This is a genomic window from Leifsonia sp. KNZ13-11D (assembly GCF_056754895.1).
The window spans coordinates 3,071,445-3,098,324 of record NZ_JBPGWU010000001.1 but is presented as its reverse complement, the minus strand read 5'-3'; the positions used below and the strand labels follow the sequence as shown (position 1 = coordinate 3,098,324).

Annotated in this window: 25 protein-coding genes and 2 pseudogenes; 17 read left to right on the top strand and 10 right to left on the bottom strand. The window is 71.2% G+C overall.

The features are described from left to right. Window positions 1-70: 70 nt before the first annotated feature. From ACR9Y5_RS15190 to ACR9Y5_RS15175, 4 genes are read left to right on the top strand one after another with little or no spacing between them, the layout of a single operon-like run. On the top strand, window positions 71-886 hold the full coding sequence (locus tag ACR9Y5_RS15190) for an SDR family oxidoreductase (RefSeq protein WP_481298726.1): 816 nt from the start codon (window positions 71-73) through the stop codon (window positions 884-886). Beyond that, a complete protein-coding gene (locus tag ACR9Y5_RS15185) occupies window positions 870-1,553 on the top strand; it encodes a class I SAM-dependent DNA methyltransferase (RefSeq protein ID WP_481298725.1) in 684 nt (227 codons plus the stop codon). Before ACR9Y5_RS15190 ends, ACR9Y5_RS15185 begins: the two co-directional genes overlap by 17 nt. 57 nt (window positions 1,554-1,610) lie before the next feature. Further along, the gene (locus ACR9Y5_RS15180) at window positions 1,611-2,075 is read left to right on the top strand and encodes a MarR family winged helix-turn-helix transcriptional regulator (RefSeq protein ID WP_481298724.1); all 465 of its coding nucleotides are present in this window, start codon (window positions 1,611-1,613) and stop codon (window positions 2,073-2,075) included. Between the two features lie 53 nt (window positions 2,076-2,128). Then, entirely contained in the window at window positions 2,129-3,367 is a 1,239-nt protein-coding gene (locus tag ACR9Y5_RS15175; RefSeq protein ID WP_481298723.1) for an MFS transporter, read from the top strand. 208 nt (window positions 3,368-3,575) lie between these two features. Here the strand turns inward: ACR9Y5_RS15175 and ACR9Y5_RS15170 are convergent, their stop codons facing one another. The 5 genes and pseudogenes from ACR9Y5_RS15170 to ACR9Y5_RS15150 all read right to left on the bottom strand — a co-directional run bounded on the left by ACR9Y5_RS15170 (window position 3,576) and on the right by ACR9Y5_RS15150 (window position 8,167). Next, window positions 3,576-4,583, bottom strand: a complete 1,008-nt coding sequence (locus ACR9Y5_RS15170; RefSeq protein ID WP_481298722.1) for a LacI family DNA-binding transcriptional regulator — start codon at window positions 4,581-4,583, stop codon at window positions 3,576-3,578. A 13-nt stretch (window positions 4,584-4,596) separates the two neighbouring features. Beyond that, window positions 4,597-4,839, bottom strand: a complete 243-nt coding sequence (locus tag ACR9Y5_RS15165; protein WP_481298721.1) for a hypothetical protein — start codon at window positions 4,837-4,839, stop codon at window positions 4,597-4,599. A 4-nt stretch (window positions 4,840-4,843) separates the two neighbouring features. Then, a pseudogene (locus ACR9Y5_RS15160) lies at window positions 4,844-5,662 on the bottom strand (carbohydrate ABC transporter permease); the annotation flags it as partial. A 94-nt stretch (window positions 5,663-5,756) separates the two neighbouring features. After that, window positions 5,757-6,797, bottom strand: a complete 1,041-nt coding sequence (locus ACR9Y5_RS15155) for a carbohydrate ABC transporter permease (protein WP_481298720.1) — start codon at window positions 6,795-6,797, stop codon at window positions 5,757-5,759. An 86-nt stretch (window positions 6,798-6,883) separates the two neighbouring features. Further along, the gene (locus tag ACR9Y5_RS15150; protein ID WP_481298719.1) at window positions 6,884-8,167 is read right to left on the bottom strand and encodes an ABC transporter substrate-binding protein; all 1,284 of its coding nucleotides are present in this window, start codon (window positions 8,165-8,167) and stop codon (window positions 6,884-6,886) included. A 151-nt stretch (window positions 8,168-8,318) separates the two neighbouring features. Here ACR9Y5_RS15150 and ACR9Y5_RS15145 point away from each other — a divergent pair, with 151 nt between their 5' ends. The 3 genes and pseudogenes from ACR9Y5_RS15145 (at window position 8,319) to ACR9Y5_RS15135 (ending at window position 11,942) form a co-directional block, all read left to right on the top strand. Next, window positions 8,319-10,208: an ABC transporter ATP-binding protein gene (locus ACR9Y5_RS15145; protein WP_481298718.1), complete on the top strand. Its 1,890-nt coding sequence runs from the start codon at window positions 8,319-8,321 to the stop codon at window positions 10,206-10,208. 49 nt (window positions 10,209-10,257) lie between these two features. Next, a complete protein-coding gene (locus ACR9Y5_RS15140; protein ID WP_481298717.1) occupies window positions 10,258-10,608 on the top strand; it encodes a nuclear transport factor 2 family protein in 351 nt (116 codons plus the stop codon). Between the two features lie 75 nt (window positions 10,609-10,683). Further along, window positions 10,684-11,942 (top strand): annotated as a pseudogene (locus ACR9Y5_RS15135) (Nramp family divalent metal transporter). A gap of 93 nt (window positions 11,943-12,035) precedes the next feature. Here the strand turns inward: ACR9Y5_RS15135 and ACR9Y5_RS15130 are convergent. Next, window positions 12,036-12,713, bottom strand: coding sequence for a metal-dependent transcriptional regulator (locus ACR9Y5_RS15130; protein ID WP_481298716.1), 678 nt, complete (start codon window positions 12,711-12,713; stop codon window positions 12,036-12,038). Window positions 12,714-12,778: 65 nt separating this feature from the next. Between ACR9Y5_RS15130 and ACR9Y5_RS15125 the strand changes: the two genes are divergently transcribed. The 3 genes from ACR9Y5_RS15125 (at window position 12,779) to ACR9Y5_RS15115 (ending at window position 15,790) form a co-directional block, all read left to right on the top strand. Beyond that, a complete protein-coding gene (locus tag ACR9Y5_RS15125; RefSeq protein WP_481298715.1) occupies window positions 12,779-14,143 on the top strand; it encodes a cystathionine beta-synthase in 1,365 nt (454 codons plus the stop codon). Window positions 14,144-14,204: 61 nt separating this feature from the next. Beyond that, window positions 14,205-15,350, top strand: a complete 1,146-nt coding sequence (locus ACR9Y5_RS15120) for a cystathionine gamma-synthase (RefSeq protein WP_481298714.1) — start codon at window positions 14,205-14,207, stop codon at window positions 15,348-15,350. A 20-nt stretch (window positions 15,351-15,370) separates the two neighbouring features. Next, window positions 15,371-15,790, top strand: a complete 420-nt coding sequence (locus ACR9Y5_RS15115) for a VOC family protein (RefSeq protein ID WP_481298713.1) — start codon at window positions 15,371-15,373, stop codon at window positions 15,788-15,790. 21 nt (window positions 15,791-15,811) lie between these two features. Here the strand turns inward: ACR9Y5_RS15115 and ACR9Y5_RS15110 are convergent, their stop codons facing one another. Then, window positions 15,812-16,081, bottom strand: coding sequence for a hypothetical protein (locus ACR9Y5_RS15110; RefSeq protein WP_481298712.1), 270 nt, complete (start codon window positions 16,079-16,081; stop codon window positions 15,812-15,814). A gap of 206 nt (window positions 16,082-16,287) precedes the next feature. On the opposite strand from ACR9Y5_RS15110, the gene ACR9Y5_RS15105 reads away from it, so the two are divergent. Beyond that, window positions 16,288-17,400: a glutamate--cysteine ligase gene (locus ACR9Y5_RS15105; protein WP_481298711.1), complete on the top strand. Its 1,113-nt coding sequence runs from the start codon at window positions 16,288-16,290 to the stop codon at window positions 17,398-17,400. 62 nt (window positions 17,401-17,462) lie between these two features. Further along, window positions 17,463-17,732 (top strand): hypothetical protein, encoded by a 270-nt coding sequence (locus ACR9Y5_RS15100; protein WP_310134296.1) that lies wholly within the window; start codon window positions 17,463-17,465, stop codon window positions 17,730-17,732. 85 nt (window positions 17,733-17,817) lie between these two features. Here the strand turns inward: ACR9Y5_RS15100 and ACR9Y5_RS15095 are convergent, their stop codons facing one another. From ACR9Y5_RS15095 to ACR9Y5_RS15085, 3 genes are all read right to left on the bottom strand, one after another. After that, a complete protein-coding gene (locus tag ACR9Y5_RS15095) occupies window positions 17,818-18,024 on the bottom strand; it encodes a hypothetical protein (RefSeq protein ID WP_481298710.1) in 207 nt (68 codons plus the stop codon). Between the two features lie 80 nt (window positions 18,025-18,104). After that, a complete protein-coding gene (locus tag ACR9Y5_RS15090) occupies window positions 18,105-18,266 on the bottom strand; it encodes a hypothetical protein (RefSeq protein WP_481298709.1) in 162 nt (53 codons plus the stop codon). 100 nt (window positions 18,267-18,366) lie between these two features. Then, window positions 18,367-19,953, bottom strand: a complete 1,587-nt coding sequence (locus ACR9Y5_RS15085; protein ID WP_481298708.1) for a Na+/H+ antiporter — start codon at window positions 19,951-19,953, stop codon at window positions 18,367-18,369. Window positions 19,954-20,084: 131 nt separating this feature from the next. Here ACR9Y5_RS15085 and ACR9Y5_RS15080 point away from each other — a divergent pair, with 131 nt between their 5' ends. The 5 genes from ACR9Y5_RS15080 to ACR9Y5_RS15060 all read left to right on the top strand — a co-directional run bounded on the left by ACR9Y5_RS15080 (window position 20,085) and on the right by ACR9Y5_RS15060 (window position 26,449). Next, the gene (locus tag ACR9Y5_RS15080; protein ID WP_481298707.1) at window positions 20,085-21,428 is read left to right on the top strand and encodes an APC family permease; all 1,344 of its coding nucleotides are present in this window, start codon (window positions 20,085-20,087) and stop codon (window positions 21,426-21,428) included. After that, window positions 21,425-22,483 carry a LacI family DNA-binding transcriptional regulator gene (locus tag ACR9Y5_RS15075; RefSeq protein WP_481298706.1) on the top strand — a complete coding sequence of 353 codons (1,059 nt, stop codon included), beginning with the start codon at window positions 21,425-21,427 and terminating at the stop codon, window positions 22,481-22,483. Before ACR9Y5_RS15080 ends, ACR9Y5_RS15075 begins: the two co-directional genes overlap by 4 nt. A gap of 113 nt (window positions 22,484-22,596) precedes the next feature. Then, the gene (locus ACR9Y5_RS15070) at window positions 22,597-23,886 is read left to right on the top strand and encodes an MFS transporter (RefSeq protein WP_481299593.1); all 1,290 of its coding nucleotides are present in this window, start codon (window positions 22,597-22,599) and stop codon (window positions 23,884-23,886) included. Window positions 23,887-23,948: 62 nt separating this feature from the next. Beyond that, the gene (locus ACR9Y5_RS15065; protein WP_481298705.1) at window positions 23,949-24,935 is read left to right on the top strand and encodes a LacI family DNA-binding transcriptional regulator; all 987 of its coding nucleotides are present in this window, start codon (window positions 23,949-23,951) and stop codon (window positions 24,933-24,935) included. A 221-nt stretch (window positions 24,936-25,156) separates the two neighbouring features. Then, window positions 25,157-26,449: an MFS transporter gene (locus ACR9Y5_RS15060; protein WP_481298704.1), complete on the top strand. Its 1,293-nt coding sequence runs from the start codon at window positions 25,157-25,159 to the stop codon at window positions 26,447-26,449. Window positions 26,450-26,880 lie beyond the last annotated feature (431 nt).

Below are 26,880 nucleotides of genomic sequence, written 5' to 3'. Positions count from 1 at the left end.
TCCGTCTCTCGATCGTCACCTTATCGACGGGTCGCGGACGGCCCGTGTGACACTCGACAGGAGAACCGACATGGATGGCATCGTCGTGGTGACCGGGGGGACCGGCAGGATCGGGCGCAGTGTGGTCCCGTTGCTCTCTGCCGCGGGGCGTGAGGTCCGGGTGCTGAGCCGGCATCCGGAGGCGGCGGCCGGGGGGCCGCGGATCACACAGGTGGGTGCGGACACCGTCGAGGGTCGCGGGCTCGACCAGGCCTTCGCGGGAGCGCAGACGGTGCTCCACCTCGCCGGAGGGGCGAGAGGCGACGACCGGGCGGCCCGCAATGTCGCGGAGGCGGCTCGCCGCTCCGGGGTCGAGCACCTGCTCCTCATCTCGGTCGTGGGCGCGGAGCGGATGCCGATCGGCTACTTCCGGGCGAAGGCCGAGGCCGAGAGGGTCGTCGCCGCATCGGGCGTCGGGTGGACCATCCTGGCGGTGTCCCAGCTCCACGAGTTCCTGCTCCCGATGATCCGCGCCCTGTCCCGGCTTCCGGTCACTCCGGAACCTCGCGGCCTGCGGTTCGAGCCGGTGCACCGCGCGGAGGTCGCCGCACGCCTCGCCGAGCTGTCGTTGTCGTCGCCGGCCGGACGGGTCCCGGACCTCGCCGGACCGGAGGTGCTGGATGTGCCCGAGCTGGTGCGCCGATACGGCGGGCGGCACAGGGGCAGCAGCCTCCCCATCCGGATTCCGGGTGCGGTCGGGCGGGCCTACCGGGCGGGAGACAACCTCGCGGATGCCTCGGCCACGCGTGGCAGCCTCGGCTGGGCGGACTTCGTCCGAGAGCTCGCGGATGCCGCGAACGGCGGCGGTGCCACGCCCTACGATGGGTCGCGTGACCGAGCCCGCTGATGCGCCAGAGCCCGCTGACGTGACCGAGCCCGCTGACGTGACCGAGACGCGCGTCGCCTACGACACCGTCGCCGAGGACTACGCCGAGCTGCTTCGTGACGAGCTCGCGGGCAGCACGTTCGACCGGGCGATGCTCGGGGCGTTCGCGGAGCAGGTGCTGGCGGCCGGCGGCGGCCTGGTGGGGGATCTGGGGTGCGGTCCGGGTCGGATCGCCGGGCATCTCGCCGGTCTGGGGCTGGACGTCGTCGGGCTGGATCTCTCGCCGGCGATGGTCGCGGTCGCGCGGCGCGAGCACCCCGGCATCCGGTTCGAGGTCGGGTCGATGGCGGCGCTGCCGTTCGCGGACGGAGCGCTCGCGGGCGCGCTGGCCTGGTATTCCGTCATCCACACGCCGGATGAGCGCCAGCCGGAGCTGTACCGCGAGTTCGCCCGCGTGCTGCGGCCGGGCGGCCTGCTGCTGCTCGCGTTCCAGGTGGGGGAGGACGTCGTGCACCTGACGCACGCGTACGGTCATGACATCGACCTGCGCACCCGCCGGCAGGACCCGGAGCGGGTGCGGCAGCGGCTGCAGGATGCGGGGTTCGAGACGGTCGCGCAGCTGATCCGCGAGCCCGTGGCGCCCGAGAAGTCGCCGCAGGGGTACGTGCTCGCCCGTCGCACCCACTAGCGATCCGGTGGCTGCCGCCGCTTGATAAACATAGGCGAGCTATATATAATTGTTCTCATGCCCGAGACCCCCGAACTCCACCAGATCCTCGGCGACCTCGTCGTCGCCGCCCACCGTCTCACCCGGCTCGCCGCCCGGGTCACCGGAAGCACCGAGTCCCCCGCCACCTGGCGCACGCTGAGCGTCCTGCAGAGCAGCGGCCCCATGCGCCTCGGCGAACTCGCCACGCAGAGCCGCGTCTCGCAGCCGACCATGACCAAGATCGTCCGCAACCTCGTCGACGCGGAGTGGGTCAAGCGCATCGCCGACACCGACGACGCGCGCGCCTGGCAGATCGCCGTGACCGACAAGGGGGCGCAGGCGCTGCAGGAGTGGCGCGACGAGCTGTCCGCCGCCCTCGTTCCGATGTTCTCCGACCTCAGCGACGACGAGCTCGCAGCCATGCGGTCCACCGTCCAGATCATCGGGTCGCGCGCCGACCTCTCGACCGCCGCCTCCGCCGCCCTGGCCGGCAGCCGCTGAGCCACCGGCCCTCCTCCCACCACCTCACGACCCCAAGGAGCCGACACACCTCCATGTCGCATGAACGCCCCACCAGCATCCTGAAACAGCCCACCGCCGTCTGGGCCGTGGCCTTCGCCTCCGTCATCGCCTTCATGGGCATCGGCCTCGTCGACCCGATCCTCCCGGCGATCGCGAAGAGCCTGCAGGCCACGCCGACCGAGACGGAGATGCTCTTCACGAGCTACCTGCTGATCACCGGCGTCGCGATGTTCTTCAGCAGCTGGATCTCCAGCCGCATCGGCGCCAAGAAGACCCTGCTCATCGGCCTGGCGCTGATCGTGGTCTTCGCGCTCGCCGCCGGGCTCTCGCAGAACGTCGAGTCGATCATCGGGTTCCGCGCCGGATGGGGCCTCGGCAACGCGCTCTTCATCTCCACCGCACTCGCGACCATCGTCGGCGCCGCCTCGGGCGGCACCAGCTCGGCGATCATCCTGTACGAGGCCGCGCTGGGACTCGGGATCGCGATCGGTCCTCTGCTCGGCGGCCTGCTCGGCAGCTGGAGCTGGCGCGGGCCGTTCTTCGGAACGGCGACGCTGATGGCGATCGGCTTCATCGCGATCGTCTCCCTGCTCAGGAAGAACCCCGAGAAGCCGCAGCCCACCCGGCTGTCCGCGCCCTTCCGAGCGCTCGGACGCCCGGCGCTCGGCTTCCTGGCCTCTGCCGCGCTGTTCTACAACATCGGCTTCTTCGTGCTGCTGGCCTACACGCCGTTCGCGCTCGTCCCGCTGGGCGTCGACGACGCCATCACCCTCGGCCTGATCTTCTTCGGCTGGGGTGTCGCCCTGGCGATCACCTCGGTGTGGGTCGCCCCGCTGCTCACGTCGCGCCTTCCGCGCACGCGGGTGCTGTGGCTCGTGATGCCGCTGCTGGCGCTCGACCTGCTCGCCGCCGGGCTGTTCGTGCGGTCGCTGGTCGCGCTGATCGTCTGCGTGGTCGGCGGCGGCCTGCTGCTCGGCATCCTGAACACGGTGCTCACCGAGTGCGTGATGGAGGCGACGGACCTGCCGCGGTCGGTCGCGTCGAGCGCGTACTCGGGCGTCCGGTTCCTCGGCGGCGCCATCGCGCCGCCCGCGGCGACCCTGCTCGCGGCCACCGTCGGCCCAGCCATGCCGTTCTTCGCGGGAGCAGGCTCGGTGCTCGTCGCCGCCGCGCTGATCATGATCGGCCACAAGCACCTGAAGCGTGTGGATGCGCCCCACGAGTCCGTGCGGCAGGAGGCCGAAGTCCTCGCCCTCGCCGACGCCGACTGACGACGCCGACTGACGACGCCGACTGAGCGGGAACGATCCCACAGAAGCGCGAAGAGCCGCCCTGGCCTGGCCAGGGCGGCTCTTCCCGTCATCCGGGCCCCGAAAGCCCGACGGGCGACCCCATCGGTCGGTCGTGCCTACCCGAAAGGCGCGCTCGACTGGATGATCGCGCCTCCATTCTCTCAGACAGCAGCGCGAGCGGGCGCCATCAGCGCGGCGGTGCGGTCGATGAACGCACCACCAGGCTCACGGGGGAGCGCACGGACGTCGTCCGCGGCTCCGCACCCGCCAGCTCGTCGAGCAGGATGCGCGCCGCCGTCGCGCCCTGCTCGAACGGATCCTGCGCCATCGTGGTGAGGCCGAACCCCGCCGCGTAGTCGTGGTCGTCGATCCCGATCACCGACAGGTCCTCCGGAACACGGAGGCCGCGGTCTCCGGCCGCCAGGATGGCGCCGAACGCCATCTCGTCGGAGCCCGCGAACACGGCCGTCGGCCGCTGGCCGGGCTGCTCCAGCAGCCGGTTCATCGCCGCGCGGCTCTCCGGCAGCGAGAAACCGCCGGGGATGACCCACTCCGGCCGCACCGGCAGGCCCGCGTCGCGCATCGCGTCCTTGAAGCCGTGCAGGCGCCCGATCGGCACCTGGCTGTTGAGGCCCTCCTCGTCCTCGCCGCCGAGGTGGGCGATGTCGGTGTGACCGAGCGCGATGAGGTGCGAGGTGGCGGTGTATGCGGTCGACGTCTCGTCGATGCCGACGCTGCGCAGGCCCTTCACCGGGCCGCCGACCACGATGGTCGGATGGCCGAGGGTCGACAGCTGCTCGCGCTCCTCGGTGGTGAAGTCGAGACAGAGCGCCAGGAGCGCGTCCGTGCGCTTTCGCAGGATGCTGCGGTGGAAGACCCGTTCCCGGTCGCCGCGGTGGCCGCCGAGGTTGAACAGGATCATGTCGTAGCTCGCCGACCGGAGCTCCGCATCCACCCCCTCCAGCACCTGCGTGTAGAACCACCGGCTCACCGACGGGACGACGACGCCCATGGCGAGCGTGCGGCCGCTGGCGAGCCCGGACGCGCTCGACGACGCGACGTACCCGAGCTCGTCGGCGGCGCGGCGCACGGCCGCGCGGGTCTTGTCCGACACGTTCGGCAGACCGCGCAGCGCGCGGGAGACGGTGGCCGTCGAGACCCCGGTCGCGCGCGCGACCTCCTCGATACCGGGCATCGGCTCGCTCCGATCAGCTGTCCTGGGTCTCGCGCAGTCGCGCCTCCTCGGCCTCCTGCCGCCGCGCCAGGATGCGGCGGCGCAGCTGCAGGAGGCCGATGAAGGCGAGCACGAGGACCAGCAGGGTGAGCGCCCACCCGAGCGCCGGCTCGCCGGTCAGCTCGCAGAAGACGGTGATCCCCAGGAACGCGACGGCGAAGAAGCCGACGAAGCCGAGGCCGACGTCGACCATCTCCCGGGAGTCGCTGAACCGCATGAGCTCAGCCCTTCACGCCACCGGCGGTCAGGCCCGCGACGATCCGGCGCTGGAAGATCAGCACCAGGATGATCAGCGGGACCGTGACGATCGTCCCGGCCGCCATGATCGCGGTGTACGGCTCCTGGTGCGGCTGGCTGCCGGTGAAGGAGGCGATGGCCACGGTGACGGGCTGGGTCGCGTCGCTGGACAGCTGGCTGGAGATCAGGAACTCGTTCCACGACGAGATGAACGCCAGGATCGCCGTGGTGAACACGGCGGGAGCCGCCAGCGGCAGGATCACCTTGCGGAACGCCTGCGCCTGGGTGCAGCCGTCGATCCGGGCGGCCTCCTCGAGATCCCACGGCATCTCCCGGAAGAAGGAGTTCAGCGTGTACACGGTGAGCGGCAACGCGAACGAGATCTCCGGGATGATCAGAGCCTGGTAGGTGCCCATCCAGCCGATGTTGGTGAACAGCTGGAACAGCGGCGTGATCAGCGCGACGCCCGGGAACATCGAGGCCGCCAGGATGATGCCGAGCACGATGCCCTTGAACTTGAAGTCCAGGCGCGCCAGCGCGTAGGAGGCGAAGATGCCGACGATCAGCGAGATGGCCGTGACGCAGACGCCGATGAACAGCGAGTTCAGCAGCGCGCCCGGCAGGTTGTTGCCGAGCTTGGTCGAGAGGGCCGTCACATAGTTGTCGAGCGTCACGTGGGTGAACCACGGGGTGTTGTCGTTGGTGTAGCCGACCTCGCGGAACGACGTGACGACCATCCAGTAGAACGGCAGGAGGCACCAGACGACGATGACGATGGCCTGGATGCCCGTGCGCGCGCTCGCGTTGCGGCGGCGCCGCTTCGAGCGGTTCTTGGTCTGGGTACGGGGAGCGCGCCCGCCTCGGCGGTCGCTGCTGCCTGTCCGGCGACGGCGGTCATCACTTCGCCCCCTTCTGCTGAGTCTCCTGCGTTCGGACCACGTTCGTGCCGAGCAGTCGGACGAAGATGAACGCGATCAGGAAGATGATGATGAACGTGATGGTCGAGAGGGCCGCTGCGCTGTTGAAGCCCTGCCTGATCTGGTCGACGACCAGGATCGACAGGGTCGTGGTGGCATGGCCTGTTCCACCACCGCCTCCGGTCAGGATCTGCGGCAGGTCGTAGATGCGGAGGGCGTCGAGCACGCGGAACAGGATGGCGACCATCAGCGCCGGCTTCAGCAGCGGGAGGGTCACGCGCCAGAACCGCTGCAGGGTGCCGGCGCCGTCGACCTTCGCCGCTTCGTAGACGTCCTCGGGGATCACCTGGAGGCCGGCGAGGATGAGCAGCGCCATGAACGGCGTCGTCTTCCAGGTGTCGGCGATGATGACCGCGAACCGGGAGGCCCACTCGTCGCTGGTCCAGAGGATGTGAGCGCCGATGACGGCGTTGGCGACACCCGCGACCGAGAAGATGAAGAACCACAGCTTGGCGGTGACCGCGGTGGGGATGGCCCACGGGATGAGGATCGCCGCGCGGACGAATCCGCGGCCGCGGAACGCGCGGTTCATGATGAGCGCGAACCAGAGGCCCAGGAGGGTCTCGAGGATGACCGTTGTCACCGTGAAGAAGAAGGTGACGAAGACGGCGCTCCAGAAGGTGGAGCCCAGGTTTCCCGGCGGGCAGCTGATGGTGGTGCCGTTCGGGCCCATGCACTGCTGGAACAGCCAGTGGGCGTAGTTCTGGAAGCCGGCGAACCCGCCCTGCACGAACAGGCCGGTGGCCGGGTCGAGGCCCGCGTCCTTCTGGAACGACATGACGATGGCGCTGACGACCGGGTAGCCGATGACGATGGCGAGGAGGATCAGGGTGGGAATGATCAGATAGAACGCCCAGCGGCTCTGCTGGCGGCGGTTCTTCTTCACGCCGGCGCGGGCGGGGCGTTGCCCGTCGCGCCCGGTCTGCGTGGATGGGGGGGCGACGACGTTCGACGTTGACATGTGTGCCTCCGGAGGAGTCTTCAGTGAGGTGTGGGGCCGGGCGGCGGGAGTGGTTCCCGCCGCCCGGCGACCGTTTCAGGCTTCGGTCAGCCTGCAGTGGCGGTCGAGATCGCCGAGGACATGTCCTTCAGCGCCTGGTCGACCGACTTGTCGCCCTTCAGAGCTGCGTACGCGTTGTCCTGAACGGCCTTGGTGATGGCCGGGTAGAACGGCGACACGGGACGCGGGACCGCGTTCTCGATCGACGTCTTCAGGGTGGACAGGTACGGCAGCTGGCTGTTCAGCGAAGCGTCGTCGTACAGCGACGCGACCACCGGTGCGAGCGAGCCCTGGGTCACGAAGAACTTCTGCGTCTCTTCGCTCTGCAGGAACTTCAGGAACTCGAACGCGGTCGCCTTGTGCTTCGAGTACACGCTGATCGCCGCGTTGTGGCCGCCCAGGCTGGAGACGCCCGGCTTGTCCGCGGAGACGCCCGGAAGCGGCGCGATCCCGAAGGTGTCCTTGACCGTCGACGAGCCGTCGGTCTTGGCCAGGTTGTACACGTACGGCCAGTTGCGCAGGAACATCAGCTTGCCGGCCTCGAACGCCTGCCGGCCCTGCTCCTCCTGGTAGGTGATGGCCTCGGCGGGGATCTGCCCGTTCTTGAAGCCGTCCACCAGGCGGGTCAGTCCCGCCTTCGCCTCGCTGCTGTCGACGGTGACCTTCTTGCCGTCGTCACCGACGATCGTGCCGCCGTTGGTGTTGATCGCCTCGGCGACGTTCACGGTCAGGCCCTCGTACTGGGCGAACTGACCGGCGTAGCAGCCGATGCCCTTCGCCTTGGCGATGTCGCAGTCCTTGATCATGTCGTCCCACGTCTTCGGCGGGGTCGGGACCAGGTCCTTGCGGTAGTACAGGATGCCGCCGTCCGAGGTCTGCGGCGCCGCGTACTGCGTGCCGTTGTAGGTTCCCGACTTGACGGTCGGGGCCAGCAGGGACGAGTTGTCCATCTTGAACGTGCCGGTCAGAGGCTGGAGCCAGCCCTTGGCCGCGAACTCGCCGGTCCACACCACGTCGACGTCGACGACGTCGTAGTTGGGGTCCTTGGCCTGGAAGTGCTGCACGAGGTCGTCGTGCTGCTGGTCGGCCTGGTCGGTCTGCTCCTTGAAGGTGACCTTCTCGTTCGGGTGCGCGGCGTTCCACTTCTCGATCAGCGGACGGACGACGTTGGAGTTGTCCTTGCCCTGCACGTAGGTGATCGGGCCCTTGCTGTCGGTGTTGGCGCCGGCGTCTCCGCCACCGCTTCCCGAACCGCCGCCACCGGTGCATCCGGCCAGTGTCAGACCCACCAGGGCCACACCGGCGATCACGGAGAGACGTGCTGCTTTCATTTCACTCCTCGTTGAGCTCTTGGTGCGGGCGCGGGTGCGCCCGGCCTCACCGTACCCCGACCCTCCAGCGACATGCAAGCGTTTACGTCAAGCGCTTGCATCACGGTTGCGTCACGTCGGGCGGCCCCTGCGGGAGGGTTACGCTGAATCCATGAGCGGGATGCGCGGCATGGCGGCGGCCGGAGGCGGCGGCGGCCGCGGGCGCATCAGCGGCGGCGACGCGGAGGCGCAGCGGGCGCTGAACGCCAGTGCGCCGAAGATCCCGCACCTGTTCCGGCGCATCGTCGAACTGTTCGCGCCGCACCGCATGGCGATCGCCGTCACCATCGCCCTCGTGCTCGTCGGGGCGGCGCTGACCGTCGTCCCGCCGCTGCTCACGGAGCGGGCCTTCGACCAGGGACTCTTCCCGCCCGGCGGCAAGCCCGACCTCCCGGTGCTGGTCGAGATCGTCGTGCTGATGCTGATCGTCTACGTGGCGTCGGCGCTGCTCGGCGTCTGGCAGACGTACCTCACCGCGTCGGTGGGCAACAAGGTGATGGGGGCGCTCCGCGTCCGCCTGTTCTCGCACCTGCAGGCGATGGAGCTCAGCTTCTTCACACACACCAAGACGGGCATCATCCAGTCGCGCCTGCAGAACGACGTCGGCGGGGTGGCGAGCGTGCTCACCAACACGATGTCGAGCATCCTGGGCAACACCGTCACGGTGATCGCCGCGCTGGTCGCGATGCTGCTTCTGAACTGGCAGCTGACGATCGTGGCCGTCGTGCTGATGCCCATCCTGGTGATCGCGCAGCGCCGGGTCGGGCAGGTGCGCGCCCGCATCGCCACGAAGACGCAGGAGTCGCTATCGGACATGACGGCGATCACGCAGGAGACGCTGAGCGTATCCGGCATCCTGCTCTCGAAGAGCTTCAACCGCCAGGCGGCCGAGGTCGAGCGCTACTCCGACGAGAACCGCAACCAGATCCGGCTGCAGGTGTCGCAGGCGATGAGCGGTCAGTGGTTCTTCGCCATGGTCAACGTCTTCCTCTCGGCGATCCCGGCGATCGTCTACCTGGTGTCGGGCTGGCTCATCCTCGGCGGAGCGCCCGACATCACCGCCGGAACCATCGTCGCCTTCACCACGGTGCAGGCGCGGCTGCTGTTCCCGCTGCTCGCGCTGATGCGCGTCGCGCTCGACCTGCAGACCTCCGGCGCGCTGTTCGCCCGCATCTTCGAGTACCTCGACCTGAAGCCGGCCATCGCCGACCGGCCCGACGCCGCGCCCGTCGATCCGGCGCGCGACCTCGGGCGGATCGAGTTCGACCACGTCGTCTTCCGCTACCCGGACGCGCGCGAGGGCGAGCGCAACACGCTCGACGACGTCTCCTTCGTCATCCGGCCGGGCGAGTTCGCGGCGTTCGTCGGCCCTAGCGGCGCGGGCAAGACGACGGTCTCCTATCTGATCCCGCGGTTCTACGACGCCACCAGCGGCAGCATCCGCTTCGGCGACACGGACCTGCGCGACCTGCAGCAGGAGTCGCTGGTGTCGCACATCGGCGTCGTCAGCCAGGAGACCTACCTGTTCCACGCGACGATCGCCGAGAACCTGCGGTACGCGCGGCCGGACGCGACCGACGAGGAGCTGGAGCAGGCCGCACGGCAGGCGAACATCCACGACACGATCGCCGGGTTCCCCGACGGCTACCGGACCATCGTGGGCGAGCGCGGCTACCGCCTCTCCGGCGGCGAGAAGCAGCGCATCGCGATCGCCCGGGTGCTGCTGAAGGATCCCGAGGTGCTGATCCTCGACGAGGCGACGAGCGCGCTCGACACGATCTCGGAGCGGGTCGTGCAGCAGGCGCTGGATGCGGCGTCCAGCGGTCGCACCACGATCGCGATCGCTCACCGGCTGTCCACGATCGTGTCCGCCGACGTCATCTTCGTCATCGACCACGGGCAGGTGGTCGAGCAGGGCACGCACCGCGAGCTGCTCGACCTCGGCGGTGTGTACTCGCGGCTCTACCGCGAGCAGACCGAGAGCAGCGTGCTCGAGGAGTAGAGGCATCCACGGGCGCACCGGGCGCCCATCCACCGGCGAGAGGAACCCCGTGCCCACGACCACAGAACTGCTGTCCGCCAACCTGAACGAAGTCTTCGGCAACCGGGACGCCGCCTCGCGCCGCGCCGCCCTCGAGCGCGTCTACGCCGGGGATGTGGTGTTCACCGACCCGGAGGGCGCTGTGACCGGCTGGGATGCGCTGGAGGCGAAGGCCGCTGGGCTGCTCGACGGAGCGCCGGAGTCGTTCGCCTTCGCGGAGGCCGGCCCCGTCTACCTGGGGGCGTCGAGCGGCGCGCTGGCCTGGACGTTCGGGCCGGAGGGGCAGCCGGTCGCCCGCGGGATCGACGTCATCGAGGTGCGCGACGGGCGCATCGTGTCGCTGCGCACCCTGCTCGCCTGAGGCCCTCCTCATCCGGCGTGCACTTCGAGTTAGACCAGGCTAACTTTTTTGTGCGCGTTAGCGTAGTCTTCGAGGATGGCGCGGGTCCGGGAACGTGAGGCGACGGCGACGCGGGTGCGCCCGGCGATCGGCGCGCGCGTCCTCCTGCTGCTCGGTCCGGCGTTCGTCGCGGCGATCGCCTACGTCGATCCGGGCAACGTCGCCGCGAACCTGACGGCCGGCGCGCGGTACGGCTACCTGCTGGTGTGGGTGCTCGTCGCCGCCAACGCGATCGCGGTCTTCGTGCAGTACCAGTCCGCGAAGCTCGGCATCGTCACCGGCCGCAGCCTCCCCGAGCTGCTGGGGAGCGTCTCGGGACGCGTACGCGCCGCGCCTACTGGGTGCAGGCCGAGCTGGTGGCCGCGGCGACCGACATCGCGGAGGTGATCGGAGGTGCGATCGCCCTCAACCTGCTCCTCGGGCTCCCGCTGCCGATCGGAGGTCTCGTCGTCGGGGTCGTCGCCATCGGCATCCTCGCCATCCAGTCGCGCCGCGGGCAGCGGCCGTTCGAGGCGGTCATCCTCGGGCTGCTCGGCGTGATCGCTGTCGGGTTCCTCGCGGGACTGTTCGTGAGCCCGGTGGACTGGGGCGCGGCCGTCGGCGGTCTGGTCCCGCGCTTCGACGGCGCCGAGACCGTGCTCCTCGCAGCCGGGATGCTGGGCGCGACGGTCATGCCGCACGCCATCTACCTCCACTCGGCGCTGGCGCGCGACCGGCACGGCCCTCCTGGCGACCCCGGACGCGTGCGGACCCTGCTGCACGCGACGCGGGTGGATGTGGTGCTCGCCCTGGTGCTGGCGGGCGCGGTGAACATCGCGATGCTGCTGGTGGCGGCCTCCGCCCTCGGCGGCGTGGACGGGACCGACACCATCGAGGGCGCCTACCACGCCATCTCGTCGGCGCTCGGGCCCGCGATCGGCGTGATCTTCGCCGTCGGGCTGCTCGCATCCGGTCTCGCGTCGTCCTCGGTCGGCAGCTACGCGGGCGCGACCATCATGGGCGGCCTCCTGAAGCTCCGCATCCCGCTGCTCGCCCGCCGGATCGCGACGCTCGTCCCCGCGGTCGCCATCCTCGCCCTCGGGGCCGACCCGACCTGGGCGCTGGTGCTGTCGCAGGTGTTCCTGAGCCTCGGTATCCCGTTCGCGATGATCCCGCTGCTGCGGCTGACCGGCTCGCGCGCCGTGATGGGGGAGTCGGCCGACCGGCTCTGGGTGCGCATCCTGGGCGGAGCGGTCGCCGGTCTCGTCGTGCTGCTGAACCTGCTGCTGGTCGGCCTGACGATCGCGGGCGCCTGACCGCCACCGCGCGGTGACTGCTGCCCTGTGTGACGTGTGCGGCTGCGCGACCGGCAGCGGACGTTCCGAACCGCGGCTGTCGCGTCGGCGGCGCTACGGACGCCGGTGCGGCGCCACCCAGACGGCCGACGCCGCGGTCGCGCCTAGCACGACCTGCTCCCCGCCGACCTCGACCGTGATGTCGCCCGCGAACGCCCGGTGCTCGCCGACCGTCAGGGCGGTGTCGAGGCCGATGCCGCGCTCGCCGAGGTACCGCAGCACGGCGGGGTCCGCGTCGGAGATGCGCACGACCGTCAGCCGCGCGCCGGCGGCGGCGTCGAGCAGCGGCACCGCATCCGGGCGTCGCGGGGTGCCGTCGGCCGTCGGGATGGGGTCGCCGTGCGGGTCGCGCGCGGGGCGGCCGAGCCGGCGGTCCAGCCGCTCGACCAGCTCGTCGGAGACCGCGTGCTCCAGCACCTCGGCCTCGTCGTGCACTTCGTCCCAGCCGTAGCCGAGCTCCTCGACCAGGAACGTCTCGATCAGCCGGTGCCGGCGGACCATGGCCACGGCGTGCCGCCGGCCCGCCTCGGTGAGCTCCACGCCGCCGTACCGTTCGTGCGCCACGAGTCCCTGCTCACCGAGGCGGCGGATGCCGTCGGACACGGTGGCCGCGCGCACGCCCATCCGCTCGGCCAGCTGCTTCACGGTGACGGGCTCGTCCGACCACTCGGTCGCCGACCAGATGATCTTCAGGTAGTCCTGCGCGACGGACGACAGGTCGGACACGGGCATGAAGCGATTCTAGGCTGGGCATCACAGGCTCGTCCGGGCGGAGCCGCGCTGTTAAGGTGGGTCGGGTGAAGTACGCACAGACCATCATCGACTTGGTCGGCGACACCCCGCTCGTGAAGCTCAACAGGCTGACCGACGGGATCGCGGCGACGGTGCTCGTCAAACTCGAGTACCTGAACCCCGGAGGTTCGTCGAAGGACCGCATCGCCTCCCGCATCATCGACGCTGCGGAGCGCGAAGGGCTTCTGAAGCCCGGCGGCACCATCGTGGAACCGACGAGCGGCAACACCGGAGTCGGGCTCGCCCTGGTCGCGCAGCAGCGCGGGTACCGGTGCGTGTTCGTGCTCCCCGACAAGGTGGGCGAGGACAAGATCAACGTCCTCACCGCCTACGGGGCGGAGGTGGTGGTGACGCCGACGTCGGTGCCGCCCGAGCATCCGGACTCCTATTACTCGGTGTCGGACCGCCTGGCCGCCGAGATCCCGGGCGCCTTCAAGCCCAACCAGTACTTCAACCCGAACGGCCCGCGCAGCCACTACGAGACCACCGGTCCGGAGATCTGGCGCGACACGGACGGACGGGTCACCCACCTGGTGGCCGGCGTCGGCACGGGCGGAACGATCACCGGGACCGGACGCTACCTGCGCGAGGTGTCGGACGGCCGCGTCCGCATCATCGGGGCCGACCCCGAGGGTTCCGTCTACTCGGGCGGCACCGGTCGCCCGTACCTGGTGGAGGGCGTCGGCGAGGACTTCTGGCCGGGCGCCTACGACCCGGAGGTCGTCGACGAGGTGATCGCCGTGAGCGACGCCGACGCGTTCCGGATGACGCGGCGGCTGGCGCGCGAGGAGGGCATCCTCGTCGGCGGGTCGAGCGGCATGGCCGTGGTGGCCGCCCTGCGGGCCGCGAAGGACCTCGGCCCCGACGACATCGTCGTCGTGATCCTCCCGGACGGCGGCCGCGGCTACCTGGCCAAGATCTTCAACGACCGGTGGATGCAGTCCTACGGCTTCAGCGAGGTCCCGCACGAGGCGACGGTGCACGACATCGTCAAGACGAAGCGCGGTGACCTCCCCGACCTGGTGCACACGCATCCCTCGGAGACCGTGCGGGACGCCATCCAGACGATGAACACCTACGGCGTCTCGCAGCTCGTCGTGCTGACGGCCGAGCCGCCCGTCATGATGGGCGAGGTGGCCGGGGCGCTGGACGAGCGGTCCCTGGTCGACGCCGTGTTCAGCGGCCACGCCGAGATGAGCGACTCCGTGGGCACGCACCTCGGCGAGCCGCTGCCGCTCATCGGCGTGAACGAGTCGGTGACGGCGGCGCGTGCCGCCCTCGCGACCGCCGCCGCGCTGCTGGTGACCGACGGCGGCAAGCCCGTCGCGGTGCTCACCCGGCAGGACCTCCTCAACTACTTCAGCGACTGACCCGCACCGGGCCGCTCCATCCAGGCCGTCCATCAGGCCGCTCCATCAGGAAAAGGGAACAATGACACACGGCTTCGCCACGCGCGCCATCCACGAGGGCCAGGAGTTCGACCCCACCACCGGCGCCATCATCCCGCCGATCTACCAGACCTCGACCTTCGTGCAGGACGGCATCGGCGGGCTCCGGAACGGCTACGAGTACGGCCGCGCCGGCAACCCCACCCGTACGTCGCTCGAGACGCTGCTCGCCTCGCTCGAGGGCGGCGTGCGCGCCCTGTCGTTCGCCTCCGGGCTGGCCGCCGAGGATGCGCTGCTGCGGGCCGCGCTGCGGCCGGGCGACCACATCGTGCTCGGAAACGACGCGTACGGCGGCACGCACCGGCTGATCGACCGCATCCACAGCGAGTGGGGCATCCGCAACACCACTGTCGACCTGGCCGACCTCGACGCGGTGCGGACCGCGCTCGGCACCGACGGCACCCGGATGCTGTGGATCGAGACGCCCAGCAACCCGCTGATGAAGATCAGCGACATCGCCGCCCTGGTGGAGCTCGGGCACGCGGCCGGAGCGGTCGTCGTCGTGGACAACACGTTCGCCTCTCCCGCGCTGCAGCAGCCGCTGTCGTTCGGCGCGGACGTCGTCGTGCACTCGACCACGAAGTACCTGGGCGGGCACTCCGATGTCATCGGCGGAGCGCTGGTCTTCGCCGACGAAGAGCTGGCCGAGAAGGCCCAGTTCATCCAGTTCGCGGCGGGCGCGGTGTCGTCGCCGATGGATGCGTGGCTCACGATCCGCGGCATCAAGACCCTGCAGGTGCGGGTGCGCCAGCACAGCACGAACGCCCAGGCCATCGCGGAGGCGCTCGTCGGTCACGGCGGCGTGGAGGCGGTCTACTATCCGGGCCTCCCGGACCACCCCGGCCACGAGCTCGCCGCCCGCCAGATGAGCGGTTTCGGCGGGATGCTGTCGGTCGCGCTCGCGGGCGGGGCTGCCGCAGCGCGGCGCTTCGCGGAGTCGACGCAGGTCTTCCAGCTGGCGGAGTCGCTCGGCGGGGTGGAGTCGCTCATCGGCTACCCGTCGGAGATGACGCACGCGTCCGTCCGCGGCACCGCGCTCGAGGTGCCCGACAACATCGTGCGCCTGTCGGTCGGCATCGAGGACGTCGACGACCTGCTCGAAGACGTGGAGCAGGCCCTCCGTCGGTAGCCGGGGCTAACGTCGGGCGCATGGATCAGCGCATCAGTCTCGTGACGCTCGGCGTGTCCGACCTCGCCCGCAGCCGGGCCTTCTACGAGGAGGGCCTCGGCTGGACGCCCGCGGACGCACCAGAGGGGGTCGTCTTCTACCAGCTGCCCGGGATGGCGTTCGCGCTCTTCGGCCGCGACGAGCTGGCCGCCGACGCGCGGCATCCCGTCGATGGCACGTTCAGCGGGATCACCCTCGCCTGCAACCAGCGCTCGGAGGAGGACGTCGATCGGGTCCTCGCGCAGGCGGAGGCGGCGGGCGCGGGCATCCTGAAACCCGCCGAGCGCGTCTTGTGGGGCGGCTACTCCGGCTACTTCGCCGACCCCGACGGGCATGTCTGGGAGGTCGCGTACAACCCGGGCTGGACGCTCGCCGAGGACGGGACGCTCACCGTCGGCTGAGGCCGGCGGTCGGTTGTGCGGTCAGGCGGAGGAGGCCCCGTCGGGCACCGGGTACACGCGCGTGGCGCGCTCGAAGAAGCGCGGTGGCGACGGCTCGGTCGCGATGAGCGCATCGCGGTGGAACGATCGGAGATCGGCGAACAGCCCAGGAAGGCCGAGCGCGGTGAGCTCGTCGATCGTGATGCCGGGGCAGTCGGCGACGAGGGCGAGGAGGCGCCCCCGGCCGCCGGTGTCGCTGCGCTCGTCGAGGAGGGAGGCGCTGAACGGGACCCGGGTCGTCGTGTCCCACATGGCGGCTCCTCGCTCGGGTCCTCGCGACGGCGGATCGTTGCGTCGCTCGGTCAGTTATAGGGCAGAGCGCGGCGGCCGACAAATGGTATACGAACGGATCCGCCGCCGATCGCCCGCACGACGCAACGGATGCGCTCGGCGTCGCAGTGTTGCGCCAGGGGGAAGTGGGTCTTGTTCGGCGACCGGATGCCACCGATAGTTGAGGGGTGAGGACTTTCGGGGTGGAGGAGGAGCTCCTCCTGGTCGACGCGCGCGGAACGGCTTCGCCGGTGGCGCCGCTGGTGCTCGCCGACGCCCCGCCGGTCATCGACGGCCCATCGGTCAGCGCCGAGATCCAGCAGGAGATGATCGAGACGCAGACGCGACCCCAGCTGCTCACGAGCGAACTGCTGCTTGACATCGTCGCCGGTCGGGAGCTGGCTGACGGGCTCGCCCAGCGGCACGGCGCCCGCGCGATCGCCGTCGCGATGTCGCCGATGCGGCTGCGCCCGCACGTGACAGAGGATCCGCGCTACGCGACGATGATCGAGCGCTACGGGCTGACGGCCCGCGGCACCCTGGTGTGCGGGTTCCACGTGCACGTGGGCATCGAGTCGCGCGAGGAGGGCGTGGCGGTGCTGGACCGCATCCGCACCTGGCTGCCGATCCTGCTCGCGTTGAGCGCCAACTCGCCGTTCTTCGGCGGTGCGGACACCGGGCACGCCAGCTACCGCTTCGTGGCCTGGCACCAGTGGCAGAGCGCCGGGCCGACGGACGTGTTCGGGTCCGTCGAGGCGTACGACCGGTTCGAGCGGTTCCTCGTCGACACCGGCGTCATCCTCGACACCGGCATGCTGTACCTGGATGCGCGCGTGTCGCGGAAGCATCCCACGGTCGAGATCCGGGTCGCCGACGTCTGCCTCGACCCGCGCGACGCCGCCGTGATCGCGGCGATCGTCCGCGCCCTGGTCGACACCGCCGTCGCGGAGTGGCATGCCGGGGTGGAGCCCGCGGCCGTGCCGTCCGCAGCGCTGCGCCTCGCCGAGTGGCAGGCGGCGCTCACCGGCGTCGCCGGGTCGCTGCCGCATCCGGTCACCTGGCGGGAGGCGTCCGCCGGCGACGCGGTCCAGGCGCTCGTCGATCACACGGCGGCGGCACTGGACGCGAACGGCGACCTCGCATTCGTGCAGCGGGGGATCGCGCGCATACACGCGACCGGGGGAGGGGCCGGCCGGCAGCGGGCGGCGTTCGCCCGCCGCGGCCGCATCCGCGACGTCGTCGCCCACGCCGTGGTGGCCACGCACGAGCAGTCGGAGGACGACGACCTGGTGGTCGCCTGAGAGTCGTTCACCCGGCGTCACCTGCTCTTCCGTGCGCTCACGAACACGCCTATCCTGCGGTCATGACGGAGAAGGAGCTCGCGCACCAGCACGCCGTCTACAGCTACGGCTCGCTGCCGCTGACGCTGATGTACAGCCCCACCGCCACGGCGGCGTGGGAGGTCTACTACGGCGGCGAGTACCTCGGGCTGATCGAGGAGCTGCACAGCACCGGCGAGCTCTGGCCGGCCTTCGTCGCACGGCTTCCCGGCGAGGAGGAGGCGGGCGAGGGCATCCCTGCGCGCGACTGGCGGGTCGCGGTCGAGATCCTGGCGGGGCAGGCGGGACTCTAAGGGGCCGTCTCGCTGAGCCCGCTCTGGCCGACGCAGGAGCCGAACGACACGCGCCTGCCTCGGATTCCATGCCTGCGCATGGGCTTCAGAAGGCGAACTGCGCCCACTCGTCCCGGGCCAGCGAGAGCCGTTCGCCCCGCGAATCCACGATCCACGACTCCGGCGTCGAAGCCAGATACGTGCAGAGCAGGGTCTCGCTCGTCCAGCCGTCGGCGGAGCGGATCCAGCGCACGAGGTGCACATCCTGCCCCGGTTTCGGAACGTTCCCGATCGGCGTGTCCAGTGTCGTCACGCTGCACCCCTCCCCCTTGTGCGGCCTGTTCACCCCCGACCCTAGCGGGGTACAGGACCGGGGGACAAGACCCGTGGAGCTCAGTTGCCGCTGTCGTCCTCCAGCGGGTCGTACTCGTCGTGCTCGGGCTCGAAGACACCGTCGGCGTCGTAGGGACCCTCGTCGCCGCCCTCGGCGATGGCGTCGGTGTCGATCGGCTCGCCCGAAGGCGTCTCGGGCCAGTTCTCCTTGGCGTCGGACATGACGGACCCCTTTCGTGGAAGCGTTCTGAGCGCGATCGTAGACGGGTGACGCCGTGCGCAGAAGGCCTGATCGCTCGGGGCCCGATCACTCGGCGCCCCATCACTCGCCGGGCTCGCGGCCGGTGAGCCGCACCTCCTCCACATCCAGCCGCCGCTGCACGTCGCGGAGGACGATGTCGTCGATCTCGCCCTCGTCGCGCAGGCGGACGACCTCCTCGCGCTTGCAGGCCAGCAGGGCCAGTCGCAGTTCCGTGTCCTGGCGGCTGCGCTCCACCGCATCCTCTCCGCCCTCGGACTCGTCCTCCGCCTCGAGCAGCTCCAGATGCTCCTCGAACTCGGACTGGATGCGCTCGCCGATCTCGGGATCGACGTTGAGCCTCCGCACCAGCTGGGGGAGCTCATCGAGCGCCGCGCGGGTGGCGTTCGTCTCGGCGAGACGGATCTCGTGGCCGACCGCCTCGTCCGACGGGAGGTTCGCCCAGCGCACGAGGGCGGGGAGCACCAGCCCCTGAGCCACGAGCGTCACGATGATGACGCCGGTGGTGACAAACACGATGAAGTCCCTGCTGGGGAAGGGATGCCCGGACCCGATGGTGGCCGGCACGGCCAGAGCTGCGGCGAGGGACACCGCGCCGCGGAACCCGGACAGGCTGCTGACGATCCTCCAGCGGTTGCTCATCCGTCGCGCCTTCTGCTCCGGGCGGCGGTCGAGGGCGCGGATGAGGAACACGGTGACGAACTGGAAGGCGAAGCGCACGGCGACGATCGTCACCGTGACCGCGACGATGGCGACCAGCCCCATCCCCAGGTCGCGCGTGGCCAGCTCGCCGACCGACCGCGGCAGTTCGATGCCGACGAGGACGAAGAGGCTCGCGTTGAGCAGGAAGGTCGAGAACGACCAGAACGCGTCGGACTGCCGCCGGCCTTCCGCGACCCCGATGCGCGGGCCGGCCTGGCTGATGATCAGCCCGGCGACCACGACGGCCAGCACGCCGGACGCGTGGATGAGCTCGGCGACCAGGTAGGCGGTGAACGGCGTGAGCAGCATCGCGATGTTCTGGGTGATCGCGTCGCGCAGGCGCCGGCGCGCGAGGATCGCGACCCAGGCGACGAGGGCGCCGACGGCCGCCGCCGCAAGATAGGCGAAGAGGAAGGTGACCGTGATCGCGCCGAAGCTGACGTCGGCGTCGCCGACGGTGAACCCGACGGCGATCGACCAGAGCACGAGCGCTGTGCCGTCGTTCACCAGGCTCTCGGCCCGCAGGATCGTCACGTTGCGCCGCGGCAGCTCGCGCGTGAACGCCGTCATGGCGGTCGCGTCCGTCGGGGCGATCGCGGCGCCGAGCACCCACGCCGGGCCCCACCCGAGGCCCATGGTGTGCACGAGCACGGCGACCGCGGCGGCGGTGACCACGACGAGCGCCGTGCTCATCGGAATGATGGTGCGCAGGTTGGACCTGATCTCGCGCAGCGAGGTCGTGAGGCTCTCCCAGTACAGGATCGCCGGCAGGAAGAGGAACAGCACCACCTCGGGCGCCAGCTCGACGTGGCGGAACAGCGGCACCAGGCCGACGATGACGCCGAAGGCGACCAGCAGCAGCGGCTGGGCGACGCCGATCCGCCCGGCGATCACCCGGGACAGCAGGATGATGGCGCCGATCACGACGAGCAGTTCGAGTGCGAGCACGGGTCCTCCTGCGTCATCCTCCCGCGCGGGACGGCCCGGCGGAACCGGCGGGCGGCCGAAAAGTGCGCGCACGCACAGGCTCTCCAGCGGTCCGCTCGACCGGTGTCGGTGGTCCGCGCCATCATGGGGACATGACGGAACGCGGGCCCTCGACCACGCGCGCCCCCGGTCCGGAGCCCGAGCTGCCCGATCCGCGGGTGCCTGCTCCTCCGCGCGGGCGCCTCGGTGTCGCGGGAGGGACGGCGCTCTACATCGCTGCGGTCCTCGGCACAGGCATCCTGGTGCTTCCGGCGCTCGCCGCCGCGGCGGCCGGTCCTGGGGCCATCCTGGCGGTCGCGGCGCTCGCGCTCATCTCGGTGCCGCTCGCGAGCACCTTCGCCGCCCTCGCCCGCCGGCATCCGGACGCGGGAGGCGTTGCCACGTTCGCGCGACGCGCCTTCGGGCCGGGAGCCGCCCGGGTGATCGGCTACTGGTTCTTCTTCGGCACCCCGATCGGCGCCCCGATCGCGGCCCTGATGACGGCGCGCTACGTGGTCGCGGTCATCGGCGGCGACACCGTGACGACGACTCTGATCGCAATCGGCCTGATGGTGATCCCGGTCGTGGTGACGGCGTTCGGCGTCCGCTTCGCGGCCTCCGTCCAACTGGTGCTCTCCGGCGCGCTCGTGGCCGTGCTGATCTTCGTGCTGGCGGCTGCCGCCCCGCACGCGCGGCCAGAGAACCTCCAGCCGTTGCTCCCGCACGGCTGGGCGGGCGTCGGCCTCGCCCTGAGCCTGTACATCTGGGCGTTCGCCGGGTGGGAGGCGGTGGCGGGGATCGGCGGCGAGTTCCGCCATCCGCGGCGCGACATCCCCCGCGCGACGGCGCTCGCGCTCGCCATCGTCTCGGTCGCGTACCTGGCCATCCAGACGGTCACCGTCGTGGTGCTCGGCGGGAAGGCGGCCACGAGCGAGGTGCCGCTCCTCGACCTGATCCGGGTGGCGACCGGAACGGGCGGCGGCGTGGTGGTCGCCGTGATCGCGGCGATCGTCGTGACCGGCGTGTTCAACGCGTACCTCGCCGCCTTCAGCAAGCTGGGCGCCGCGATGGGCCGCGACGGCGACCTTCCCGCGTGGTTCGGCCGTGGGGTCGAGAACGGCGCGGTGGCGCGGCGCGGTCTGCTGCTCTCGGCGGTCGTGATGGCCGTGTACTCGGTCGTCGTGCTGTCGAGCGGCGATCTGCAGCCGTTCATCCTCGTCCACACCAGCATCGCGGCCGCGGTCTACGGACTCGGCGTCGCCTCCGCGGTCCGCCTGCTGCCGGCGCGGTCGGTCGGCTGGTGGATGGCCGTGGTCTCGTGCGTGCTGGCCGCCGGTCTGCTCGTGCTCGCCGGCTGGCACCTGGTGTTCCCGGCGGTCGCCGCGGTCGTCGCCCTGGGCGTCGGGGCGATCTCGCGCCGGACGCGGGGTCGCGCGACCGGCGCGGGCGCTCCATGACCGAGCACCCGCGCGCCCCGGGCATGCGCGACGTGGCCGCACTGGCCGGCGTCTCGCACCAGACGGTGTCGCGGGTCATCAACGGGCACCCGAGCATCCGGGAATCGACCAGGCAACGGGTGCTCGACGCGATGGAGCAGTTGCACTACCGCCCGAACCGGGCCGCCCGCGCGCTCGTGACGGCCCGGTCGCGCACCATCGGCATCCTGTCGACGTCGGCCGCGGCCCTGTACGGTCCGGTCTCCAGCATCGGGGCGATCCAGGATGCCGGGCGTACGGCCGGCTACTACATCGCCGTCGCCCAGCTCTCCGATCTCAGCCCCGCGTCCATCGCCGCTGGCCTCGACCATCTGCTCGCGCAGTCCGTCGAGGGCCTCATCGTGATCGCCCCGCAGGAGGTCGTGCTCGAGCAGCTGGAGCGCGCGCGTCTCGACGTGCCGTACGTCACCCTGCTCGGCGGTCCGTCGTCCACCGCGCGCGAGCTCTCCGTCGACCAGGTCGCGGGTGCGCGGGCGGCGACCCGCCACCTGATCTCGTCCGGGCACCGCCGCATCGTGCATCTCTCGGGTCCGCTCGACTGGTTCGAGGCGCAGGCGCGGGTGCAGGACTACCGGGCCGAGCTCGAAAGCGCCGGTCTCCAGCCGATGCCGGCGCCCGAGGGCGCCTGGACCGCCGAGTCCGGCTACCGTCTCGGGCTCGCGGCGCTCGCGGATCCCGCGATCACGGCGGTGTTCGCCTCCAACGACCAGATGGCCCTCGGCGTCTACCACGCCGCCCATGAGCTCGGGCGGCGCATCCCGCAGGACCTGAGCGTGATCGGATTCGACGACACCCCGGAGGCGGCCCACTACTGGCCGCCGCTCACGACCGTGCTGCAGGACTTCACCCAGCTGGGCCGGCGGAGCGTCGAGAACCTCGTGGCGGAGATCGAGGGCGGCACGGAGCCGACCGCGGTCAGCCTGCTTCCGGACCTCGTGGTGCGGGCATCCACCGCGGTCGTCGGATCGGCGCGGGCCGACCCGCACGCCTCCCCCGACGTCGGTGGGTCGGCCTAGTCTGGAGCGATGAGCTCGGGGACGTGGATGCGGTGTCGACGGCCGCCGCGCCCCTTGACGCGGAGGCCGTCGGCGGTGTGCTGAGCCGGCCGTTCCGCTGGACGAGCATCGGGATGTGCCTGCTGGTCACGCTCGCGGCGTTCGAGGCGCTGGCGGTCACCACGATCATGCCGGCGGTGAGCCGGGAGCTCGACGGCGCCGCCCTGTACGCGTTCGCGTTCGCGGGTCCGCTGGCGGTCGGCGTGGTCGGGATGGTGTCCGCCGGCGCGTGGGCGGACCGCGGCAACCCGCGCTCCGCGCTGATCGCGTCCGTCGCCCTCTTCGTCGCCGGGCTGCTCACCGCCGGGCTGGCCCCGACGATGGGGCTGTTCGTCACCGGCCGGCTGGTGCACGGGCTCGGCGGCGGCGCGCTCACGGTGGTGCTCTACGTGATCGTCGCCCGCGTGTATCCGCCGCGCCTCCACCCGCGGATCTTCGCCGGCTTCGCTGCTGCGTGGGTGATCCCGTCGCTGATCGGCCCCTTCATCGCCGGAGTGCTGACCGAGACGGTCGGCTGGCGCTGGGTGTTCCTCGGCGTGGTGGCGCTGACCGGACTCGCCATGCTGATGGTGGTGCCGGTCATGCGGAGCGTGCTGCGCGCGCCCGGCGAGCCGGCGCCGTTCCGTGTGTCCCGGCTGCTCTGGGCCGTGCTGCTCGCGGCGGCCGTGCTCGCGCTGACCCTGGCCGCCGAGGCGAGCGGTCCGGTGCAGTGGATCGTGCCGGTGGTGGCGGCGGTGGCCGCCGGACTCGCGATCCGGCCGCTCGTGCCGCAGGGCACACTGCTCGCCCGTCGCGGGTTGCCCAGCGTCATCCTGATGCGGGCGATCGTCGCGGCCACCTTCTTCGCCACCGAGGTCTATGTGCCGCTGCTCATGGTGACCCAGTACGGTGTGTCCGCCGCGATCGCGGGCCTCGCGCTGACGGCGGCCGGGCTGAGCTGGGCGGCGGCGTCGTGGGCGCAGGGCCGGTTTCCGCAGCTCGGTCACCGGGCGGCCGCGCGGTTGGGGGCCGGCGGTCTGACGATCGCGCTCGCGTCACTCATCGCGACCGCAGTGGGGCACCTCGATCCGCTGGTCGTGGTGGTCGGGTGGGCCTTCGCGGGAGCGGGGATGGGCTTCCTGTACCCGCGGCTGGGCGTGCTGACACTGCAGTACTCGACGAAGGACGACCAGGGCTTCAACAGCTCGGCGCTGTCGATCGCCGACTCCACCGGCTCCGCCGTCGCACTCGCGGCGACGGCGATCGTCTTCGCGGCGATGCTGGGGCTTCCGGGCGGGTGGCCGTTCGCCGGGGCGTTCGCGGTCACGGGGGTGCTGTGCCTGCTGTCGTGGGTGATCGGGTCGCGGTTGGTGCGCCGGGACTGAGCGGCGCGTGGGAGCGGCGCGCTGAGCAGCGCGGGCGGACGGCGCGCCGGTAGGTTGGGCGTGTGAGCGAGAACGTCCCAACGCTGTCCGATGTCGCCGCGCACGCGGGCGTCTCGCTGGCGACCGCGTCGCGCGCCCTCAACGGCAGCGCCCGCACGGTCAACCCGGCCTTGCAGGAGCGGGTACTCGCTTCCGCGAGCGCGCTCGGGTACAGCGCCAACGTGCAGGCGCAGGCGGTCGCGCGGGGAACCACGAACGTCGTCGCGCTCGTCGTCGGCGACATCGCGGACCCGTACTTCGCATCCATCGCGTCCGGCGTCGTGCGCGTCGCGGACGAGCGCGGGCTGATCGTCACCATCACCGCGACGGGACTGTACGCGGGAGCCGCGTCCGTCGAACGGGAGCAGGCGGCGCTGACCGCGCTCCGCGGTCAGCGACCCCGCGCGGTGGTGCTCGCCGGAAGCCGTGTCGTCGGCGCCGAGCCCCCGACGACCGGTCGCGAGCGGGTCGCCGTCGTCGGGTCGGGCGCCCCCGGCCTGCGATCCGTGACGGTGGACAACCGCGGCGGCGCGGCCCGGCTCGCGCACGAGCTGCGGTCACTGGGTTACGCGGACTTCGCGGTCATCGCCGGCCCCGAAGAGCTGGTCACCGTGCGCGACCGCGTCGACGGATTCCGCTCGGCGGCGGGCGAGGTGCTGCTCGAGCACGCGGAGTTCTCGCGCGACGGCGGTCACCGGGCGATGTCGGCGCTGCTCGCCTCCGGAGCGCGTCCCGAGTGCGTGTTCGCGGTGAGCGACGTGATGGCGATCGGCGCGATGGCGGCGCTCCGCGAGGCGGGCATCCGGCCAGGGGATGACATCGCGGTCGCCGGCTTCGACGACATCCCGCTGGTGGCCGATGTGACCCCGGCGCTGACATCCGTCGCGCTGCCGCTGGCCGACATCGGGGCTCGCGCCCTGGAGCTGGCCCTCGCCGACGACGCGGGGACGGGCGACGTCGCTCCGGTCGCCGCCGAGGTGCGGCTGCGGGCGTCGACGCCGCGGCGCTGACCGGGGAGCGCGCCCGATTTCGGCACCGCCGGCCGGCGGACGGAGCGGTTTCCGCACCGTTGGCCGGCGGAGCGAGCAACGGTTCGGCACGGCTGCCGGCGCGTGGGCCAGCGGACACGCGCGCCTCCGACCGCTTGACAGATCGCAGGGACCGACTATCGTTGACCCCTGGTAAGCGCTTTCTCGCGCCGACCGATCACCGTCGATCGGAAAGGACCCCCGTGACAGACACCGCTCTCGGCTCCACCCGCCTCAACCCCGACCAGCGCAACGCGTTCATCGCGTCCTTGCTCGGCTGGATGATGGACGCTTTCGACTACTTCATCATCGTCCTGGTCTACGCCGACATCGGCGCGGAGTTCGGCGTCCCGCTCCAGCAGATGGCGTACCTCACCACCATCACCCTGATCATGCGCCCCGTCGGCGCCTACCTGTTCGGACTGTGGGCCGACCGGGTCGGCCGGCGCATCCCGCTGATGGCCGACGTGTGCTTCTACTCGATCGTCGGGTTCCTGTGCGCGTTCGCCCCCAACTTCACCGTGCTCTTCATCCTGCGGCTGCTCTACGGCATCGGGATGGGCGGGGAGTGGGGACTCGGCGCCGCCCTGACCATGGAGAAGGTGCCGCGCACCCGCCGCGGTCTCTACTCGGGAATCCTGCAGGCCGGCTACTCGGCCGGATACCTGCTCGCCGCGCTCGCCTTCCTCCTGGTGCACTCGGTCTTCGGCCTCAACTGGCGCTGGATGTTCGCGCTCAGCATCCTGCCCGCCCTGATCACCCTCATCATCCGCTCCCGTGTCAAGGAGTCGGAGGTGTGGGAGAACACCCGCGAGAAGATGCGCAAGGCCGACACCTCCATCCGCCGCGTCTTCTTCGACGGCAAGGTGTTGCGCCGGTTCGTGTACCTGGTGCTGCTGATGGCCGCGTTCAACTGGATGAGCCACGGCACACAGGACATCTACCCCACGTTCCTCAAGTCCACCGAGAATGGGGGAGCGGGGCTGGACGCCGCGACGGCCGGCTGGATCGCCGTCGTCTACAACATCGGCGCGATCGTCGGCTGCATCGTGCTCGGATCGCTCTCCGACCGGTGGGGCCGCAAGGCGACGATCATCCTGGGTGCGGCGCTGACCATCCCGATCATCCCGATCTTCGCATTCTCGCTGACGGCCGGGCTGCTATGCCTCGGCTCCGCGCTCATCCAGTTCACCACCCAGGGCGCGTGGGGAGCGATCCCAGCCCACCTCAACGAGATGTCGCCGAATGCGATCCGCGGCTTCTACCCCGGTGTGACGTACCAGCTGGGCAACGTGATCGCCGCCTTCAACCTGCCCATCCAGCAGGCGCTGGCGCCGCAGCTCGGCTACGGCTGGGCGATGGCGTCGACGGTCGGCATCGCGGCCATTGCGGTCATCCTGCTGACGGCGTTCGGCAAGCAGGCGCACGGGATCGACTTCACCCGGGCCGACGTGGCGATGCCCGCGGCGGAGCCGGCGGTGCGCGCCCGGCGGTGATGCGGCGCTGGCGCGGGGCTGGCGTGGCGGTGGCGCGGCGGTGACGCGGGGCTGGAGCGGCGCGAGACGCGGCGCTGGCGCGGCTGTGACGCGGCGGTGACGAGGCGCTGGCGCGGCGCTGGCGCGGCTGTGACGCGGCGGTGACGAGGCGCTGGCGCACCGGTGGCGCGCCGTGATGCGGCGCTGGCGCGGCGCTGGCGCACCGGTGGCGCGCGGTGACGCGGCGTGATGGGGCGCTGGTGCGGCGCTGGCGCACGGTGGCGCGCGGTGACGCGGGGCTGGGGCGGCGCGGCGCCGCTGGTGAACGGCGATTCGGCACGAATCGTCGGATGCGACGCGGGCCGCCATGGTGCGGATCGGCGGAGATTCGGCACCGATCGGCGGAGATTCGGCACCGATCGGCGGAGATTCGGCCCGGATTGGGTCGAATC

Coding starts and splice junctions, on each gene's coding strand:
- ACR9Y5_RS15190 (WP_481298726.1), top strand. CDS start 71: ATGGATGGCATCGTCGTGGTGACCGGGGGGACCGGCAGGATCGGGCGC.
- ACR9Y5_RS15180 (WP_481298724.1), top strand. CDS start 1,611: ATGCCCGAGACCCCCGAACTCCACCAGATCCTCGGCGACCTCGTCGTC.
- ACR9Y5_RS15175 (WP_481298723.1), top strand. CDS start 2,129: ATGTCGCATGAACGCCCCACCAGCATCCTGAAACAGCCCACCGCCGTC.
- ACR9Y5_RS15170 (WP_481298722.1), bottom strand. CDS start 4,583: ATGCCCGGTATCGAGGAGGTCGCGCGCGCGACCGGGGTCTCGACGGCC.
- ACR9Y5_RS15165 (WP_481298721.1), bottom strand. CDS start 4,839: ATGCGGTTCAGCGACTCCCGGGAGATGGTCGACGTCGGCCTCGGCTTC.
- ACR9Y5_RS15155 (WP_481298720.1), bottom strand. CDS start 6,797: ATGTCAACGTCGAACGTCGTCGCCCCCCCATCCACGCAGACCGGGCGC.
- ACR9Y5_RS15150 (WP_481298719.1), bottom strand. CDS start 8,167: ATGAAAGCAGCACGTCTCTCCGTGATCGCCGGTGTGGCCCTGGTGGGT.
- ACR9Y5_RS15145 (WP_481298718.1), top strand. CDS start 8,319: ATGAGCGGGATGCGCGGCATGGCGGCGGCCGGAGGCGGCGGCGGCCGC.
- ACR9Y5_RS15130 (WP_481298716.1), bottom strand. CDS start 12,713: ATGCCCGTGTCCGACCTGTCGTCCGTCGCGCAGGACTACCTGAAGATC.
- ACR9Y5_RS15120 (WP_481298714.1), top strand. CDS start 14,205: ATGACACACGGCTTCGCCACGCGCGCCATCCACGAGGGCCAGGAGTTC.
- ACR9Y5_RS15115 (WP_481298713.1), top strand. CDS start 15,371: ATGGATCAGCGCATCAGTCTCGTGACGCTCGGCGTGTCCGACCTCGCC.
- ACR9Y5_RS15110 (WP_481298712.1), bottom strand. CDS start 16,081: ATGTGGGACACGACGACCCGGGTCCCGTTCAGCGCCTCCCTCCTCGAC.
- ACR9Y5_RS15100 (WP_310134296.1), top strand. CDS start 17,463: ATGACGGAGAAGGAGCTCGCGCACCAGCACGCCGTCTACAGCTACGGC.
- ACR9Y5_RS15090 (WP_481298709.1), bottom strand. CDS start 18,266: ATGTCCGACGCCAAGGAGAACTGGCCCGAGACGCCTTCGGGCGAGCCG.
- ACR9Y5_RS15080 (WP_481298707.1), top strand. CDS start 20,085: ATGACGGAACGCGGGCCCTCGACCACGCGCGCCCCCGGTCCGGAGCCC.
- ACR9Y5_RS15075 (WP_481298706.1), top strand. CDS start 21,425: ATGACCGAGCACCCGCGCGCCCCGGGCATGCGCGACGTGGCCGCACTG.
- ACR9Y5_RS15070 (WP_481299593.1), top strand. CDS start 22,597: ATGTGCCTGCTGGTCACGCTCGCGGCGTTCGAGGCGCTGGCGGTCACC.